General features: G+C 75.2%; 19 protein-coding genes and 1 tRNA gene. 13 read left to right on the top strand and 7 right to left on the bottom strand.

Going from position 1 to position 15758, the window contains the following annotated elements; translation table 11 throughout:
• Nucleotides 1-23 precede the first annotated feature (23 nt).
• Genes nadD through AAEM63_RS11970 form a run of 4 tightly spaced genes read left to right on the top strand, consistent with a single transcriptional unit; the run spans nt 24 to nt 3088 of the window.
• Entirely contained in the window at nt 24-674 is a 651-nt protein-coding gene (gene nadD / locus AAEM63_RS11985) for a nicotinate-nucleotide adenylyltransferase (RefSeq protein ID WP_341361359.1), read from the top strand.
• Complete coding sequence (locus AAEM63_RS11980; protein WP_341358504.1) at nt 671-2041, top strand: hypothetical protein; 1371 nt, start codon at nt 671-673, stop codon at nt 2039-2041. The genes nadD and AAEM63_RS11980 overlap by 4 nt, the downstream gene beginning before the upstream one ends.
• Nucleotides 2042-2078: 37 nt before the next feature.
• A complete protein-coding gene (rsfS, locus tag AAEM63_RS11975; RefSeq protein ID WP_123919908.1) occupies nt 2079-2474 on the top strand; it encodes a ribosome silencing factor in 396 nt (131 codons plus the stop codon).
• Complete coding sequence (locus tag AAEM63_RS11970; RefSeq protein ID WP_341358503.1) at nt 2471-3088, top strand: histidine phosphatase family protein; 618 nt, start codon at nt 2471-2473, stop codon at nt 3086-3088. Before rsfS ends, AAEM63_RS11970 begins: the two co-directional genes overlap by 4 nt.
• Nucleotides 3089-3125: 37 nt before the next feature.
• On the opposite strand, the gene AAEM63_RS11965 is transcribed toward AAEM63_RS11970, so the two are convergent.
• On the bottom strand, nt 3126-3539 hold the full coding sequence (locus AAEM63_RS11965) for an ankyrin repeat domain-containing protein (RefSeq protein WP_341358502.1): 414 nt from the start codon (nt 3537-3539) through the stop codon (nt 3126-3128).
• Nucleotides 3540-3667: 128 nt separating this feature from the next.
• Here AAEM63_RS11965 and AAEM63_RS11960 point away from each other — a divergent pair.
• Nucleotides 3668-3740, top strand: a tRNA-Ala gene (locus tag AAEM63_RS11960).
• A 106-nt stretch (nt 3741-3846) separates the two neighbouring features.
• Here the strand turns inward: AAEM63_RS11960 and AAEM63_RS11955 are convergent.
• Nucleotides 3847-4950, bottom strand: a complete 1104-nt coding sequence (locus AAEM63_RS11955) for a DNA alkylation repair protein (protein WP_341358501.1) — start codon at nt 4948-4950, stop codon at nt 3847-3849.
• Nucleotides 4951-5060: 110 nt separating this feature from the next.
• Between AAEM63_RS11955 and AAEM63_RS11950 the strand changes: the two genes are divergently transcribed.
• Genes AAEM63_RS11950 through AAEM63_RS11940 form a run of 3 tightly spaced genes read left to right on the top strand, consistent with a single transcriptional unit; the run spans nt 5061 to nt 8116 of the window.
• Nucleotides 5061-5978: an ABC transporter ATP-binding protein gene (locus AAEM63_RS11950; protein ID WP_341358500.1), complete on the top strand. Its 918-nt coding sequence runs from the start codon at nt 5061-5063 to the stop codon at nt 5976-5978.
• Nucleotides 5978-7657, top strand: coding sequence for an ABC transporter permease (locus tag AAEM63_RS11945; protein ID WP_341358499.1), 1680 nt, complete (start codon nt 5978-5980; stop codon nt 7655-7657). Before AAEM63_RS11950 ends, AAEM63_RS11945 begins: the two co-directional genes overlap by 1 nt.
• A 30-nt stretch (nt 7658-7687) precedes the next feature.
• A complete protein-coding gene (locus AAEM63_RS11940) occupies nt 7688-8116 on the top strand; it encodes a nitroreductase family deazaflavin-dependent oxidoreductase (protein ID WP_341358498.1) in 429 nt (142 codons plus the stop codon).
• A 1-nt stretch (nt 8117) separates the two neighbouring features.
• Here AAEM63_RS11940 and AAEM63_RS11935 read toward each other — a convergent pair whose 3' ends face one another.
• Nucleotides 8118-8498, bottom strand: coding sequence for a MerR family transcriptional regulator (locus AAEM63_RS11935; protein WP_341358497.1), 381 nt, complete (start codon nt 8496-8498; stop codon nt 8118-8120).
• A 119-nt stretch (nt 8499-8617) separates the two neighbouring features.
• On the opposite strand from AAEM63_RS11935, the gene AAEM63_RS11930 reads away from it, so the two are divergent.
• Both AAEM63_RS11930 and AAEM63_RS11925 read left to right on the top strand, forming a co-directional pair.
• A complete protein-coding gene (locus AAEM63_RS11930) occupies nt 8618-8992 on the top strand; it encodes a hypothetical protein (RefSeq protein ID WP_341358496.1) in 375 nt (124 codons plus the stop codon).
• Nucleotides 8989-9363: a J domain-containing protein gene (locus tag AAEM63_RS11925; RefSeq protein ID WP_341358495.1), complete on the top strand. Its 375-nt coding sequence runs from the start codon at nt 8989-8991 to the stop codon at nt 9361-9363. Before AAEM63_RS11930 ends, AAEM63_RS11925 begins: the two co-directional genes overlap by 4 nt.
• 28 nt (nt 9364-9391) lie before the next feature.
• On the opposite strand, the gene AAEM63_RS11920 is transcribed toward AAEM63_RS11925, so the two are convergent.
• Nucleotides 9392-9754, bottom strand: coding sequence for a nucleotide pyrophosphohydrolase (locus AAEM63_RS11920; RefSeq protein ID WP_341358494.1), 363 nt, complete (start codon nt 9752-9754; stop codon nt 9392-9394).
• A 95-nt stretch (nt 9755-9849) separates the two neighbouring features.
• Between AAEM63_RS11920 and AAEM63_RS11915 the strand changes: the two genes are divergently transcribed.
• The 3 genes from AAEM63_RS11915 to AAEM63_RS11905 all read left to right on the top strand — a co-directional run bounded on the left by AAEM63_RS11915 (nt 9850) and on the right by AAEM63_RS11905 (nt 12519).
• Nucleotides 9850-11007, top strand: a complete 1158-nt coding sequence (locus tag AAEM63_RS11915; protein WP_341358493.1) for an alpha/beta fold hydrolase — start codon at nt 9850-9852, stop codon at nt 11005-11007.
• 94 nt (nt 11008-11101) lie between these two features.
• Nucleotides 11102-11995, top strand: coding sequence for a pentapeptide repeat-containing protein (locus AAEM63_RS11910; RefSeq protein ID WP_341358492.1), 894 nt, complete (start codon nt 11102-11104; stop codon nt 11993-11995).
• A gap of 53 nt (nt 11996-12048) precedes the next feature.
• Nucleotides 12049-12519: a hypothetical protein gene (locus tag AAEM63_RS11905; protein WP_341358491.1), complete on the top strand. Its 471-nt coding sequence runs from the start codon at nt 12049-12051 to the stop codon at nt 12517-12519.
• Between the two features lie 67 nt (nt 12520-12586).
• On the opposite strand, the gene AAEM63_RS11900 is transcribed toward AAEM63_RS11905, so the two are convergent.
• The 3 genes from AAEM63_RS11900 to AAEM63_RS11890 are packed head-to-tail and all read right to left on the bottom strand — an operon-like array spanning nt 12587 to nt 15650.
• Entirely contained in the window at nt 12587-13714 is a 1128-nt protein-coding gene (locus AAEM63_RS11900; protein ID WP_341358490.1) for an ABC transporter permease, read from the bottom strand.
• Nucleotides 13711-14784 (bottom strand): ABC transporter permease, encoded by a 1074-nt coding sequence (locus tag AAEM63_RS11895; protein ID WP_341358489.1) that lies wholly within the window; start codon nt 14782-14784, stop codon nt 13711-13713. Before AAEM63_RS11895 ends, AAEM63_RS11900 begins: the two co-directional genes overlap by 4 nt.
• Nucleotides 14781-15650 (bottom strand): ABC transporter ATP-binding protein, encoded by an 870-nt coding sequence (locus tag AAEM63_RS11890; protein ID WP_341358488.1) that lies wholly within the window; start codon nt 15648-15650, stop codon nt 14781-14783. Before AAEM63_RS11890 ends, AAEM63_RS11895 begins: the two co-directional genes overlap by 4 nt.
• Between the last annotated feature and the right edge of the window lie 108 nt (nt 15651-15758).

The raw sequence follows: 15758 nt of genomic DNA, 5'->3' as shown, positions 1-15758 counted from the left end.
GCGCGAAGCGCCGGGTCGGTGTCATGGGTGGCACCTTCGACCCGGTGCACCACGGGCACCTCGTCGCCGCCAGCGAGGTCTCGAACACCTTCGGGCTGGACGAGGTCATCTTCGTGCCCACGGGCATCCAGCCGTTCAAGGTCGACCGTGAGGTCACCGAGGCCGAGCACCGCTACCTCATGACCGTGGTGGCGACGGCGTCGAACCCGCGGTTCACCGTCTCGCGGGCGGAGATCGACCGGCCCGGCACCACCTACACCATCGACACGTTGCGCCGGCTGCACGCCCAGCTGCCCGACGTCGAGCTCTACTTCATCACCGGCGCCGACGTCCTGCCCGAGATCCTCACGTGGAAGGACGCGGACGAGCTGTGGTCGCTCGCCCACTTCGTGGGGGTGACGCGACCCGGGCACGAGCTCGACCTCGGCGCGCTGCCCTCGTCGGGCGTCTCGCTCATGGAGGTCCCCGCGATGGCGATCTCCTCCACCGACTGCCGCGCGCGCGTCGCGGCCGGCCAGCCCGTCTGGTACCTCGTGCCCGACGGTGTGGTGCAGTACATCAACAAGTACGGCCTGTACCGCGACGGGGCGGCGCCCCACGGGCGGACGGGCAGCAGGAACGAGGGCGCGACGGCGGGACTCCCGCCCCGGCGTGCCGTGGGGGCCGAGCAGTGAGCGAGCAGCAGGAGAGCCGCGGGGAGCGCCGCCGCCGGCGGCAGGCGCAGGAGGAGGCACGGCGCGCGGCCGAGGCCGCCGGCCAGGTGCGCGTCACCCGCAAGGAGATGCGTCGCCGTGCCCTGGAGGAGCAGGCGCGCCTGGAGGCGATCGCCACCGGTGAGCTGCCGCTCGTCGGCGAGGACGGCCGACAGCTCGCGCCCGAGGAGGCGCTCCGGCTCGCCGGCGCCGCCTCGCGCGACCCCGTCGAAGCCGACCAGGGCGACCAGGCCGACCACGGTGACGAGGAGGGCGCGCAGCGCCCGGGGTCGTCCGGCCCGCCAGCCGCGGGCGCCGACGAGCCGGCCGGCCCCGCCGACCGGCGGCCCGCCCAGCGCTCCGTCGTGCGCCGGCCCGTCGTGCGGACGCCCCCGATGGCCAAGGGGGTGCGGACGCTCGACTCCACCGGGACGATCACCGGCGTCCAGCCCGTGACGGCAGCGGGGCCCGAGACGGCCCCCGCCGCCCGCACCGGCGACGTGCCGCGCCCTGCGTCCGCCCCCGAGCCCGCGCCCGAGCCCGCGCCCGAGGTCAGCGCCGACCCGGTGTCCTGGGAGTCCGCCGTCTCCCTGCCCGTGGTGCCCGACGACGAGCACACGATCCGCGTGGAGGACCACCTCGCGGAGCACGCCGCCGAGCCCGAGGCGGCGTCCACCACCGAGCCTGAGGACGAGCTCCTGCCGGAGCAGGGCGACCGGACGGCGGAGGGCACGCGCGCCCCGGGCGGCGAGCCCCGCACGGCGACCGGCGGCTTCGCCGCGCCACGGTGGTCGGCGGTGTCGGCGTCGTCGCCGGACGCCGTCTCCGAGCTCGACCGCACCGTCGCGATGCCGCCGGTCTCGGCGGGCTCGGCCCGCTCGGCGACGAGCAGCCCCGAGGCCTACGCCGCGGCCGCCCTCGCGGCGGAGGACGACGACGACGCGCCGCTGCGCCCGAACTGGTCACCGGTGAGCGGCTTCACGGCCGCCTCGGGCTCCTCGCCCGACGAGGCGGAGGCCACCACCAGCCGTCGGGCCCGGCGGCAGCCGGCGCCCCGGCGATCGGTGCGTGAGCGGATGGGCGCGGTCGCCGACGCGGTCTCGGCGGCCAGCGCCGCAGAGGTCGAGGACGACGCCGCCTACGTCGAGGAGATGCGTCCGCGCAACCCTGCCGCGTCGGTGGTGCGCATCGTCGCGCTCGTGCTGGCCGCCGTCATCATCGGTCTGCTCATCGGCCTGCTCGCCTTCCGGGACCCGGCCGGGGCGGCCGAGGCCGGCCCGGCCGCGGCGGCGGTGATGCGCGACACAGCGAGCGGCGCCGGCGGTGTGGGCGTGGTGACGGTCCCGTAGGATCGCTCTTCAGTCCCGTCCCATTCTGAGGAGTCCCGTGTCCGCTGACGACAAGTCGCGCCACCTCGCCGTCGTGGCCGCGCGCGCCGCGGCCGACAAGAAGGCCAAGGAGATCATCGCGCTCGACGTGAGCGAGCGGCTCGTGCTCACCGACGTCTTCCTCGTGGTGTCCGGCAGCAACGAGCGCCAGGTCAAGTCCATCGTCGAGGCCATCGACGAGGCCCTCCACAAGGAGGGGGCGCGGACCGTCCGCAAGGAGGGTGTCACCGAGGCCCGCTGGGTGCTCATGGACTACGCCGACATCGTCGTGCACGTCCAGCACGAGGAGGACCGCGAGTACTACGCGCTCGAGCGCCTCTGGAAGGACTGCCCGGTCGTCGAGCTCCCCGCCGACCTCTACGCCGCTGCGGAGGACGAGGCCGGCGACTCATGACCGCCGGCACGGTCGTCCTGTGGCGCCACGGCCAGACCGACTTCAACAAGGATCATCGTCTCCAGGGCCAGGTGGACATCGGCCTCAACGACGACGGCCGCCGACAGGCCACCCTGGCGGCGACCGCACTGACCGGGCTCGAGCCCACCCGCATCATCACCTCCGACCTCGCGCGCGCGACCGAGACGGCCAAGGCCCTCGCCGACCTCACGGGCATCGTCCCCATCGCGGACCCCCGGCTGCGCGAGCGCAGCTTCGGCGCGTGGGAGGGCCTGACCCAGGACGAGATCAAGCAGGGCTGGCCCGACGCCTTCCAGGCGTGGCGCCGCGGCCGTGAGCCCGACGGCGTCGGTGCGGAGACCCGCGGCGACTGCGGCGCACGCGTCGCGCAGGCCGTCGCCGAGGCAGCCGCCGATCTCGGCGAGCACGACACCCTCGTCGTCGTCGCGCACGGCGCCGCGATCACGCTGGGGCAGACCGTGCTCATGGGCCTGGACCCCATGGAGTGGTTCGGGCTGACCGGCCTCGAGAACTGCGCCTGGACCCTCATGCACCCCAACCCCGGCCGGGAGCCCGTCTGGCGCCTGAGCGCCTACAACCTCGGTCTGGACTGAGGGCCCGTCCTCGCCCGTCGTCAGGACCGGCTCGTCCTCACGGCGAGGGCCGGTGCTCCTCGAGCAGCTCGGCCATCGCGGGCAGGCCGAACGCCCGGGCCGTGTCGACGGCCGACGGGGTGCCTGCGGCCGGGTCGGCGCCGGCGTCGAGGAGCATCCGCACGACCGGGGCGTCCTGCTGGAAGACCGCCGAGACGAGCGCGTTCTGGCCGCGGTCGTTGTGCCGGTGGACGTCCGCGCCGTGGTCGAGGAGGACCCGCACGACGTCCCCGTGGCGGTGGTACGCGGCGAGGATGAGGAGCGTGTCGCCGTTGGCGTTGGTGAGGTTCACCGGCACCCCGGCGTCCAGGGCCGTCCGCAGTGCGGCGGCGTCGCCGTCCCGGGCGAGGTCGAACAGGTGCTGCGCGTAGGCGATCGCGCGTTCCTCCGCGGCACTGGTGCTCTCGCTCATGTCCCACACGGTAGACCGCCGACACGCCGGGCGGTCTCCCGTGGTGAGGGTCACGCCGGAGCGGGGCGGACCGATTTGGTGTTGGGCCCCACCGATGGCCTAAAGTAGTCCACGCCCCACGGGGCAGCGGGGCTATGGCGCAGTTGGTAGCGCGCTTCCATGGCATGGAAGAGGTCGAGGGTTCGAATCCCTCTAGCTCCACAGATCGGTGTCGACAAGCCCGGATCCTCTGCCCGAGGAGCCGGGCTTCGTGCTTCTCGGCCCTCCCGTGGGGCCGGCCCGCCCGCCGTGGGCCCGGGTACGGCCCTCACGTGAGCGTGAAGTCGGCCGTGTCGGTGGCGCGTCCGTTGACGAGCAGCCCGAGGCGGTGCTCACCGGGGTGGTGGCGCCGGGTGCTGAGGTCGCGGAAGGCGTGGCGCCGGGTCACCTCGACCGACTCGCCGGCGTCGAGGACCACCTGCCTGAGCTTGAAGGTCTTCGGGCGCAGCGTGCCGTCGGCCTTGCGGTAGTGGACGACGTAGTCCACGGACAGCCGTGCGGTGCCCGGGCCGGGGTTCGTGACGGTGGCGGTGAAGGTCAGCGTCTCGCCCCGGGCGAGGGCGGTCCGGTCGAGGACCGGCCCGCTCACCTCGGCGGCCGCGCCGCCGAAGCCGAGCAGGGCGAGCGCGCCGGGGTCGCCGCGCCTGACGAGCGTGCGCATCGCGTGGCGGACGACGGCGGACGTGTGCGGTGCCGGTGCCGCCGACCACCGCCCGGCCACCTCGACCGCGACCTCCGGCGCGTGCCGGCTGAGGTCGTTGAGGTGGTTCGCCACCGATCGCCGGACCATCTCCGACTCGTCGCGGTAGAGGGCGTCCAGGAGCGGGACGGTCACCGGCGCGGCCACCAGGGCCGGGACCCGGACGGCCCACGACAGGTAGGGCCGGGTGCCCTCGCTCGCCAACCGGCGCACGTGCGGGTCGGGGTCGGACGTCCAGCGGGCGGCGGCGGCCAGGGTGCGGGGCAGGTCGTGGCGCAGGAGCGGGCGCAGCGCGAACTCCGACGTCAGCCGCGGGGTGAGCTCGGCGAGCAGGCGCAGGGCGTCGTCGAGCGCCGCCGGTGCGCCGTCCTCGATCGCCCGCCGGGCGACGGCGGTGGTGACGGGCCAGATGAGCCACCCGGTGAACCCGGGGTCCCCGGCGGCCCGCCTGACCGTGACGGCGAGCGTCGCGAGGTCGCCCGGGACCTCGGCCAGGAGCGCGTCCCGGAGGAGGTCGCTGCGTGCGCGCAGGGGGAGCGGGCCCAGGGCGTGGACCGCCTCGTCGAGCGGGCCGGCGGACGCGCCGTCGACACGGGACGCACCGGCTGCCCGGACGGCGTCGCGCAGCGCCCGGGCGGTGCCGGGCCCGATGAGCTCGTCGGCGAACGGCACGGCCTGCCCCCTTGTCCTCGCGTACCACCCTAGCCGTGACCTGGGACCTCGGTGCCTGGCCGCCGGGCGCCCGGCGGGCGGAGGCTGGTGGTGGGCGGGCAGGAGGACCGATGGCGGCCGTGGAGGTCGAGGGACTGCGCAAGGTCTACGGCGACGTCACCGCCGTCGACGGGCTCGACCTCACCATCGACAACGGTGAGGTGGTGGCGCTGCTCGGTCCCAACGGCGCCGGCAAGACCACCGTGGTGGAGATCCTCGAGGGGTACCGCCGCCGCGACGCCGGCACGGTGCGGGTGCTCGGCACGGACCCGCAGACCGGCGGTCGCGAGCTCCGCGAGCGCATCGGCGTCGTGCTCCAGGAGGCCGGCTTCGAGGAGCTGTTCACCCCCCGCGAGCTCGTCCGGCTCCACGCCGGGTACTACCCCCGCCCGCGCGCCGTCGACGAGGTCCTCGCCCTGACCGGCCTGGAGGAGAAGGCCGACGCACGGGTGCGGACCCTCTCGGGCGGGCAGCGGCGGAGGCTCGACCTGGCCCTGGGGATCGTCGGCCGGCCCGAGATGCTCTTCCTCGACGAGCCCACCACCGGGTTCGACCCCTCGGCGCGGCGCCGCGCCTGGGAGCTCGTGGACCGCCTGCGCGACCTGGGCGCGACGATCCTGCTCACCACCCACTACCTCGACGAGGCCGAGCACCTGGCCGACCGCGTCGTCGTCGTCGACCACGGGCGGGTCGTCGCGGCGGGCACGCCCGCCGAGCTCGCCACGGCGGCCGGTCTCGCCCCGGTCATCTCCTTCCGGCTCCCGCCCGGGACGGGGGTGGGGGAGCTGCCGTCCCTCGGGGTCGACCGGCGGCAGGTGGGTGACGTCGTCGAGGTGCGCACCCGCTCCGCGACGGCGGACGTCGCGGCCCTCGCCTCCTGGGCGCTCGGGCGCGGCGTCGAGCTCGCCGACCTCGCGCTGGTCCGACCGAGCCTCGAGGACGTCTACCTCGACCTCGTGGGGGAGCGGGCCGGGGGGCCGGTGACCTGATGGGCCGCGACGCCGGGATCCTCGCGCGCCAGGTCCGGCACGAGCTGGCCACCCTGCTGCGCACGCCGATCACCCTCATCCTCTCCGTGGCGTTCCCGCTGGCCTTCTTCGTCCTGCTCGCCGCGCTCCTCGGCAACGAGACCGTCGACGCGCGCGGCGGGGTGCGCCTGGCGCAGTTCCTCGCCCCCGGGATGGCGTCGTTCGGGGTGGTCATGGCGAGCTTCTCCTTCCTCGCCGTGGGCCTGGCCGAGGCACGGGCCACCGGGGTCCTCAAGCGGCAGGGCGGGACGCCGCTGCCGCGCTGGGCGCTCCTCGGCGGCCGGGTCGGGGCCGCGGTCCTCCTCGGGCTCCTCGCGTGCGCGCTCGTCCTGGGCACCGGCGCGGCCTTCTACGGCGTCCAGATCCTCGGCCGGACCGTCCTCGCCGTCGTCGTCACCCTCGCGGTGGCCTCGCTGACCTTCAGCATGTGCGGCCTGGCCCTCGCGCTGCTGCTGCCCACCCCGCAGGCGACCCTCGCGGTGACCAACGGGATCGTCATCCCTCTGGCGTTCGTCTCCGACATCTTCATGGTCGGCGGGCAGATGCCCGCCTGGATGGAGTCGCTCGGGTGGGCCTTCCCGCTCAAGCACCTCGTGGCGCTCCTCGGGGACGCGCTCAACCCCTTCCTCACGGGTTCGGGGTTCCAGCTCGACCACCTCGGCGCCCTGGCGGCGTGGGGCGTGGCCGGCGCCGCGATGGCCGCGTGGGCGCTGCGGCCGGGCCGCCCCGAGGCGACGGCGAGGACGCGGCGGGTCCGTGCGCGGCCCGGCGACGCCGTGTCGCGACGCGCGGCTCCTCCGTCCGCGGCCGCCCTGCTCGGCGGGCAGGTCGCGCACACCTGGGCGACGCTGTGGCGCGACTCCTCGGCAGTGTTCTTCGCGGTGGTCTTCCCGGTCGTCCTCGTCGCCGTCGTGCCGACGGTCAACGGCGGCGGTGACCTCGTCATGGACGACGGTCAGCAGCTGGGGGTCTTCTACGCCGCGACGATGGCCGTCTACGGGGCCGCGGTGACGGCATACGTCAACATGCCCTCGACCCTGGCCGAGGACCGCGAGCGAGGCGCCCTCAAGCGGGTGCGCGGCACCCCGCTGCCGACCTGGGCGATGCTCACCGGGCGGGTGGCCGGCGCGCTCGTCGTCGCCCTCCTCACGCTCGCGCTCATCGCCGTCCTGGCGCGGGTGGTGTTCGCCACCCCACTGCCGCCGGGCTGGGCGGTGGCGCTGGGGACGTTCGTGCTCGCGACCGTCTGCCTCGCGGTGCTCGGCGTCGCGGTCGCCTCGCTCGTGCACACGGCGCAGGGCGCCGTCGGCGTCGCGCTCGGCACGCTGCTGCCGCTGTCGTTCATCTCCGACATCTTCGTCGTCGGGGTGACCTACCCGCCGGTGGTCGACGCCGTCGGCTGGTTCTTCCCCCTCCGGCACGCCGCCCGGGCCATGACCGACGCCGTCGCGCCCGGCGCCGCCGGCCCGGGGTGGGCGCACCTGGCGGTCCTGGCGGCCTGGACCGTCGCCGGTCTCGTCGTCCTCGCGCTGCGGTTCCGGTGGGAGCCGCACGAGGCGGGCGCGCGACCGGGCCGGCGCACGCGGGGCTCGCGGCGTCCACGGGTGGTGGCGCCCGCGCGGACGGAGGCCACCGCGTGATGGACTGCTCCCCTGACGAGGGGAGCACACATGGAGTACGGCCCGAGCCCGCAGCGGTGGGTGCGCGAGCAGGTCGAGGAGTACGAGGCCTCGGGCGGGACGCGCGGGACCACACTGCGCGGGCACCTGCCGGTCGTCGTCATGACCATGCGGGGTGCGCGCAGCGGCAAGGTCCGCAAGGTGCCGGTCATGCGGGTCGAGCACGACGGCGCCTACCTCGCCGTCGCCTCCCAGGGCGGCGCCCCGGCCCACCCCGCCTGGTACCACAACCTCCTCGCCGACCCCGCGGTGCGCCTGCAGGACGGCCCGGAGGTCGTCGACGTGCGGGCCCGGCTGCTCACCGGGGCCGAGCGGGCCGCGTGGTGGGAGCGTGCGGTGGCCGTCTTCCCCGACTACGCCGCGTACCAGGAGCGCACCGAGCGCGAGATCCCGCTGTTCGTCCTCGAGCCGCAGCCCTGACTCAGCGCCCGGGCCGCCCGCCGTCCGGCGATCCCTCGGCCGCCTCGTGGGCGTCCAGCCGTGCCCGCAGGCGCGCGTTGTCGGCCTCGAGGTCCAGGACGGCGGAGACGCCGGCGAGGTTGAGACCGTCGTCGAGGAGGGCGCCGATGCGGGCGAGCCGGGTGACGTCGTCCGCGCTGTAGCGACGGGTCCCGCCCGGGGTGCGGGCAGGCTCGAGGAGGCCCCGGCGCTCGTACAGGCGCAGGCTCTGGGGGTCCGCCCCGACGAGCTGTGCCGCCACCGAGATCCCGTACACGCCACGGGCGGGGTCCGGCCCGGGATCGGCCCCGGGCCCGAGGTCCGGTCGGGCCTCCCCGGCCGTGCGGGACCCTCTGCGCGGCATGGGTGCTCCTTCGGCGGCTCTTGAAAACAGATCCTAGCGGTGCTATAAGAAATGTGTGGCGGTCACCACAGATCGGTGACCGTGGACGTCTTCGGATGGACCCGGCAGGTGGATCGACGATGACCGTGCAGCGAGCGACGTCGCCCGTCGTGCCCGGCGGCGCGACCGCGCGGAACGAGGCGTTCCTCGAGCTGGTGATCGAGGACGAGCTCCTGCTGCGCGCCGAGTTCGACGAGATCGTCGCGGAGGCCTGGGACGGCCCTCACCCGCCCCGGGAGCGCCTCCGCGCCGGCCGCGGAGCCACCAGGCGGCCGGCGGCCGCCCGGCGATGGCGCGCCGCGGCCGCACCCGCGCTCACCCTGCGCCCGCACGGACCCGGCACCGACGGCTGGGCGCACCAGCGGGCACCTCCGCGGCGCACGGACGGCACGTCGCGCGGCACGGAGAACCGTGCCGCGCGACGCTTTCCGCATGCCCAGGAAGGCCGGCTGTGAACCCTGACCTCGACGACACCGACCTTGACGACACCGACCTCTACCGCGTGCTGGGGGTCGGCCCGGCCGCTGGTGCGGACGCGATCAGCCGCGCGTACCGCGCGCTCGTGCGTGAGCACCACCCGGACAGCCGCGCGGCTGCCGGCCCGTCGGGCGACGCGGCGCACGACCGGGCGCTGGGGCGTGTCATGGCGGCCTACGAGGTCCTGCGCGACCCCGGGCGCCGCGCCCGGTACGACGGCCAGCGGCACGGGCGGCCGTCACCCACGCCCGCGCCTGCGCGCGTGCCGGTCGTGGTCCGGCGCACCGGGCAGGCCCGTGCCCCGCGTGGCGCGGACATCTGGGTCGGGCCCGAGGTGCGAGTCGGCTGAGCCGCCCGCACGGACCTTCGCCCGCCGCTCAGCCGGCCCCGCCGAGCTCGGTGTACTTCGCGTTCGAACCGCGTGAGAGGTCGGGCGGGTACTTCTGCGCGTTCTTCGAGATCTTGGCGTGGACGGCGTCGTCGAGGTCGATCCCCACGGCCTCGGCCACCCCGACGAGGTAGGTGAACACGTCGGCGAGCTCGTCGGCGAGGGCCACCTTCCCGTCGTCGGTCCGGGCGTACGCCAGCACCTGCTCGTCGGTGCGCCACTGCACGAGCTCCGCCAGCTCGCCGACCTCGCCGACGAGCGCGAGCACGAGGTTGCGCGGGGTGTGGAACTGCGCCCAGTCACGTTCCGCGGCGAACTCGTCCAGCCGGTGGCGCACGTCGTCGATGTCCATGGGGCAGGTCTACCGCATGCCGTTCGTCCCTTGAGGGATCGGGTCGGTCCCCCCACGCTTGAGGGGTCCGGGAACCGGCCCACGAGGAGGCGGCGATGCCGACGGCGCAGGGTGGGCGCGCGGCCGGCGCGCTCGCGTCCGGGACGTCCGGGACGTCCGGGGCCCGGCACCGCTGGCGTCGGCCCCGCTCGTGGCGGCGGCGGCGCTGGCAGGCCGCGCTCGGGGTGCTCGCCGTCGTCCTCGGGACGGTCCTCGCGGCCGTCGGGCTGGGCATCGGCCTGCCCCGCCTCGGGGTCGGGATCGTCGGCGCCGTCCTCGCGCTGTCGGTCGCAGTCGTGGGCGTCGTGTTCGTCGTCGCCGGCACGCTCGCGCTCGTGCGCGTGAGCCGGGGGTGGTGGCGGGTACCGGTGGCGCTCGTCGCCGCCGTCGCGTCCCTGCTCGGGGCCTACCTGCTCACGACCCCGGTCATCGCCTCCGTGCCCCCGCGCAGCGCAGCCGGGACCGCAGCACCCCCGGCGGGGGCGGAGGAGGTCTTCTTCCGCACCGCCGACGGCGTCCGGCTCGCCGCGTGGTACGTCCCGTCGGGTACGGGGGCCGCCGTCGTGCTCATGCACGGGTCCGGCTCGTCCCGGGCGGCGGTCGTGGACCACGCCGAGGTGCTGGCGGCGGCGGGCTACGGCGTGCTCGCCGTCGACGCCCGCGGGCACGGTGAGAGCTCCGGCCGCGGGATGCGGTGGGGCTGGTTCGGCGACGCCGACGTCGGCGCCGCGGTGACCTACCTGACCGGCCGCGACGACGTCGACCCGGCGCGGATCGCCGCCGTGGGGCTGTCGATGGGCGGCGAGGAGGTCATCGGCGCGGCCGCTGGTGACGAGCGGATCCGCGCCGTCGTCGCCGAGGGTGTGACGGGGCGCACGGCGGCCGACCTCGGCTGGCTCTCCGAGGGCTACGGGTGGCGCGGCTCGCTGCAGGAGGCGCTCGAGGTGGTGCGCACGGCGGCCGCCGACCTGCTCAGCCCGGCCGCCCCGCCGCCGCCGCTGCGCGACGCCGTCGCCGAGACGGCCCCGCGGCCGGTGCTGCTCGTCGTGGCCGGCACGGTCGAGGAGGAGGCCCTGGCCGCCGCCGACCTCGCCGAGCACGGGGCGGTCACGGTGTGGACGGTGGAGGGCGCGGACCACATGGGCGGCCTGGGCGCCGACCCCGACGGCTGGACCACGACGGTCGTGGGGTTCCTCGACGCCGCCACTCGCTGAGCTCAGCGACAGCGGCCCGTGCGCGCGCCCCCGCACCGACTCGGCCGGTGCCTACGATGGGCGCTCGCGGACCCTGGCTGAGGAGGTGGCGACCGTGACCGGCACCCCGGCCGTGGCGGGCGGCGTCCCCACCGAGCTGGCCGCCGACTGCTCGCGGTGCGTCGCGCTGTGCTGCGTGGCCCTGCCGCTGGTCGCCTCCGCGGACTTCGCGATCGACAAGGCGCCCGGCGTGCCCTGCCCGAACCTGCGGGCGGACCACGGCTGTGGGATCCACGCCCGGCTGCGCGAGAAGGGGTTCCCCGGCTGCACCGTGTACGACTGCTTCGGCGCCGGGCAGAAGGTCGCCCGGCTGACCTACGGCGGGCGGGACTGGCGCGCCGGCGACGCGGAGGAGATGTTCGCCGTCTTCGTCGTGGTGCGCCAGCTCCACGAGATGCTGCGACACCTCGACGAGGCGCGACGGCTGGCCGTCCCGCCGGCCCTCGCCGACGAGGCCGACCGCGCGTTCGGTGCCGTCGACGCGCTCACCCGGGGCGCACCGTCGACGATCCTCGCGCTCGACGTCGCCGCCCGCCGGGGCGCCGTGGGGGAGCTCCTGGACCGGGTGAGCGCGCACGTGCGAGCGGCCTACCTGCGGGACGTGCCGGTGGACGAGGCGCGGGCACGTCGGGCCCGGGACGTGCCGACCGGGCGGGACCTCCGCCGGGCGGACCTCGTGGGCGCGCGGCTCGCCGGGGCGGACCTGCGCGGTGCGGACCTGCGGGGCGCCGTGCTCGTCGGTGCGGACCTGCGCGAGGCGGATATGCGGGCCGCGGACGTCCTCGGCGCGGACCTGCGCGGTGCCCGTCTCGCCGGCGCCGACCTCAGGGAGACCCTGTTCCTCACCGGCCCGCAGCTCGCCGCCGCGCAGGGCGACGGGGCGACGAGGGTCGCGCCGCACCTGGGGCGCCCGGAGCACTGGGCCGGCGTCCGCGACGTCAGGACGTAGGACTCTCGGTCCGGCTACGGGACGGGAGGAGCGTTGACCCCGAGGTGATGGACATGATGAGCCGACTCACCGCGGAGCGGACCGGTCCGCCGCAGGGCCCGGGCCACTACTCCGAGGACGGGCGCGGGTGGTTCGACGATGCCACGCGGTCGTGGCTCCCGGTGGGCGCCGACCACGACACCCTCCAGATCGAGCTCGAGGACGTCAACAGAGCCGGCTGGTGGGTCGCGGTCCTGGCTACCCTCGCGTCGCAGAGCGGCAACGCGTACAGCCGGTTCGTCGGCCGGGCGCAGAGCACGGACCCGCGCTGGGGAAACTACGAGATCAGGAGCGCGACCTTCCCGCGTGTTCGTGGGCTGCCCGACTCGATGACGCCCCAGGAGGCGTGGGCGCCCGGCATGGACGAGGCGCTCAGCGAGCTGCGTACCCGGCTGACGGCCGAGGGCTGGCAGCGGTCCGGGCACGGCGAGGCGCCGTGGGCGGAGACGTACACCCGGCCGATGGTTCTCTGGCCCAGCACCTGAGCGCCCGGGCACGTCCAGGCGTGCGCGCCGGCGGCCGGCGCGGGCGGCGGGCTGGGGCCGGCGCCCGTCACATCGTGATGGCGGCGCGCCGCTCGGTCCGCCGGCCCATCGCGACGACGGCGGGCGCGAGGAGCACGCACACCGCCACGCCGATCGCGAGGTCGCCCAGGTGGTCGCCCAGCGTCGTCCCGGCGTTCGCCATCTCGTAGATCGGGCCGAGGAAATAGTACGTCGGCACCAGCCGGGCGACCCACTGCGGCAGGGCGGGGAACAGGAAGAAGAACGCCGGCAGGGCGATGAGCAGCCCGCCGCCCTTGATGGCGCTGAAGAGGGTGTTGCTGTCGCGCGCCCAGCAGCCCAGGACGAGCCCGATCTCGGCGACCATGACGGCGCCGAGGAGGAGGAAGACCACGAGTCCCGGCCCTCGTCCGGTGAGCGCGCCGTTGAGCCAGAGCGTGATCACCCCCATCGCCATCGCCAGCGAGACACCGAGGACCCCCTTGCCCAGCAGCACCTCCGACATCCGGGTGGGGGTGACGAGGAGGGCGTCGAGCGTGCGCTTCTCCCGCTCGTCCACGAGGGACGCCGCCGGCAGGAACATGCCGGCGATGACGACGGCGTAGAACACGATGAGCGGCAGCAGCCGGTCCTCGACCGGGACGAAGTCCGCGTCGCCCACCTGGGTGACGACGACGTCGACCGGTGGGCTCTGCCCGGCCTGCTCGCGCAGCACCGACACCGTGGTCACCCCGAGGATCACCCGGTCCGACGTCAGGGACGAGCCGGAGACGAAGAACTCCATCTCGGGCTGACCGCCCGCGGCGAGCGTCTCGTCGAACCCGGCGCCCAGCACCAGGCCGGCGTCGACGTCGTGCGCCTCGACGGCCCCGCGCAGCTCGGTCTCGTCGTCGAGCTCGACCACGACCAGGCCCTCGGCGTCGCGCAGGGCCGAGGTGACGGCCGAGCCGACGGCGTCGACGATCCCCAGGCGCGGCGGTGCGGCGAACAGGGTGCCGAAGACGGCGGTGAGCACGAACGTGAGCACCACCGGCAGGACGATCGCCCACAGGAAGATGGGCGACCGCGGCCCCAGCCGGAGGTCCTTCTCCGTCACGCGCAGCGCGCGGCCGAGGCTGAACCCCGTCCGCGCGGCGGCCGCGGCGTCTGCCCGCACGGCGTGCGCGGACGCGTTCACAGCCGCGCCACCTTCCGGCCCAGGACGAGTGCCCCGACGGCGAACGAAGCCACGCACCACCCCGCCAGCAGCAGCAGCGACCCGGCGACGTCGGACCACCCGGCGCCCTGGGTCGTGACGCGCACGATCGTGTCCACGAGGGGGAAGGACGGCAGCGCCTGCACCCAGCCCGACGCGCTGCCGGGGAAGAGGGCGGCGAAGCCGGGGATCATGAGCGGCACCATGAACACCACCGACAGGAAGAGCACGGTCATGAAGTCCCGACCGAAGGCGCCGGCGATCATCCCGAACCCGGTGACGAGCATGGCGCCCAGGAGCAGGGCGAGGAGCAGGATGGGGGCGCCGGTGGCGAGGCCGCCGATGAGCGCGGTGATGAGGACCGCCTCGACGAATGCCATGGCCGTGCCGAGGATCCCCTTGGCGGCGAGGAAGTCGGTCGTGGTCGCGGGCGTCACGAGCACCGCGGTGACGGTGCGCTGCTGCACCTCCGCGGCGACGAGCGCCGCGAGGGCCAGGGTCTCGGTGAGCAGGACGAGGAACGCCAGCAGGGGGCGCAGCTGCTCGCGCAGCGTGACCTGGTCCCCGGCGCGGTCCTCGCCCAGGACGACGATCTCCGTGCGGGGGTCGACCGGCGGGGCCTGCCCGGCGACGGCGTAGGCGATCTCCCCGACGAACGCGCGCATCGTCCCGCTCAGCTCCGGTGGCGTCGCGGCGCTGAGGAGGAGCGTCACGGAGGTGCGCTCGCCGGCCGCGGTCGCCTCGACGAAGTCGGCGGGGAACGCCAGGCCGGCCACGAGGTCGCCGTCGTCGACCGCGCCCTCGAGGGCGGCGACGTCGTCGAACGCGACGATGTCGAGGCCGCCCTGCGCGGCCGCGTCCCCGCCGAGGAGCTCACGGACCTCACCCGGCGCGACGCCCAGGCTGATCGTCTCGTCCACCGTGGCCGGCAGCAGCCAGAACACCAGCGGGTAGAGCACCACCGAGGCGGCGGTGATGAGGACGTAGAACCGGTCCCGGCGGAAGGCGGCGAGGTCCTTGCGGAGGATGGCGGTGACGATGGCGGCGTTCACGACGCCAGCCCCCGGCCGGCGTAGAGGACGAAGATGTCCTCGAGCGTGGCCTCCTCGGTGTGGACGGTGAGCACCTCCCCGGCGCTCACGGCGGCGCCGATGCGCTCGGCGGTGTCCGCGGCGTCGAGGGGGACCAGGTGCTCGGCCACGGCGCCGTCGGAGCCGAGGCTGCGCACCCGGACCGAGCGCTCGCCGTGCGCGAGCTTGAGGCGCTCGGGGGTGTCCAGGACGAGGACGCGCCCGGCGTTGATGAAGGCCACCCGGTCGGAGAGCTCGTCGGCCTCGACCATGTCGTGGGTGGTGAGCAGGACGGCGGCACCGCGCCGGGTCTCCTCCACGACGAGGGCTCGGATGGTTCGTGCCGAGACCGGGTCCAGTCCGTCGGTGGGCTCGTCGAGGAAGAGCACGTCCGGGGTGTTGACCAGGGCGCGGGCCATCATCAGGCGCTGGCGCATGCCGTTGGAGAAGTCGGACACCCGGTCCTTCGCGCGCTCGGCGAGCCCGACCCGCTCCAGCAGCGGGGCCGGGTCGAAGCCGCGGATGCCGAAGAGCCGCGCGAAGAAGCGCAGGTTCTCCGCTGCGCTCATGGCCGGGTAGAGGTTCTTCTCCTCGAAGCAGACCCCGATCCGCGACTGGATCTCGGTGCGGCGCGCAGGCATCGGCAGGCCGAGGACCTCGACCGTGCCACCACCCGGCGGCAGCTGGCCGGTGAGCATCTTGATCGTGGTGGACTTGCCTGCGCCGTTGGGGCCGAGGAAGCCGAGGATCTCGCCCGGCGCGACCGCGAAGGTCACCCCGTCCACCGCACGGTGGTCGCCGTAGGAGAAGGACAGGTCGGTCGCGACGATGGCCGGCTGGTCGCTCATGGGCATCTCCTCCGGGGCCCATCGTCGCCCTCCGTGGGCGAGCGCGGAAGGTTTTGGCAGTCAGGCGAGGCGCGAAGGAGGAGAATCGAGGTGAGGTCAGCAGGTCAG

This window comes from Georgenia sp. M64, from assembly GCF_038049925.1.
Lineage (GTDB): Bacteria > Actinomycetota > Actinomycetes > Actinomycetales > Actinomycetaceae > Georgenia.
Note: the sequence above shows the minus strand (reverse complement) of the source record. Positions and strands in the feature narration are given on the sequence as shown.

Excerpts from the sequence above, each read along its gene's own strand:
- nadD (WP_341361359.1), top strand. The coding sequence starts at position 24 with ATGGGTGGCACCTTCGACCCGGTGCACCACGGGCACCTCGTCGCCGCC.
- AAEM63_RS11970 (WP_341358503.1), top strand. The coding sequence starts at position 2,471 with ATGACCGCCGGCACGGTCGTCCTGTGGCGCCACGGCCAGACCGACTTC.
- AAEM63_RS11965 (WP_341358502.1), bottom strand. The coding sequence starts at position 3,539 with ATGAGCGAGAGCACCAGTGCCGCGGAGGAACGCGCGATCGCCTACGCG.
- AAEM63_RS11950 (WP_341358500.1), top strand. The coding sequence starts at position 5,061 with ATGGCGGCCGTGGAGGTCGAGGGACTGCGCAAGGTCTACGGCGACGTC.
- AAEM63_RS11945 (WP_341358499.1), top strand. The coding sequence starts at position 5,978 with ATGGGCCGCGACGCCGGGATCCTCGCGCGCCAGGTCCGGCACGAGCTG.
- AAEM63_RS11940 (WP_341358498.1), top strand. The coding sequence starts at position 7,688 with ATGGAGTACGGCCCGAGCCCGCAGCGGTGGGTGCGCGAGCAGGTCGAG.
- AAEM63_RS11935 (WP_341358497.1), bottom strand. The coding sequence starts at position 8,498 with ATGCCGCGCAGAGGGTCCCGCACGGCCGGGGAGGCCCGACCGGACCTC.
- AAEM63_RS11930 (WP_341358496.1), top strand. The coding sequence starts at position 8,618 with ATGACCGTGCAGCGAGCGACGTCGCCCGTCGTGCCCGGCGGCGCGACC.
- AAEM63_RS11920 (WP_341358494.1), bottom strand. The coding sequence starts at position 9,754 with ATGGACATCGACGACGTGCGCCACCGGCTGGACGAGTTCGCCGCGGAA.
- AAEM63_RS11915 (WP_341358493.1), top strand. The coding sequence starts at position 9,850 with ATGCCGACGGCGCAGGGTGGGCGCGCGGCCGGCGCGCTCGCGTCCGGG.
- AAEM63_RS11905 (WP_341358491.1), top strand. The coding sequence starts at position 12,049 with ATGATGAGCCGACTCACCGCGGAGCGGACCGGTCCGCCGCAGGGCCCG.
- AAEM63_RS11890 (WP_341358488.1), bottom strand. The coding sequence starts at position 15,650 with ATGAGCGACCAGCCGGCCATCGTCGCGACCGACCTGTCCTTCTCCTAC.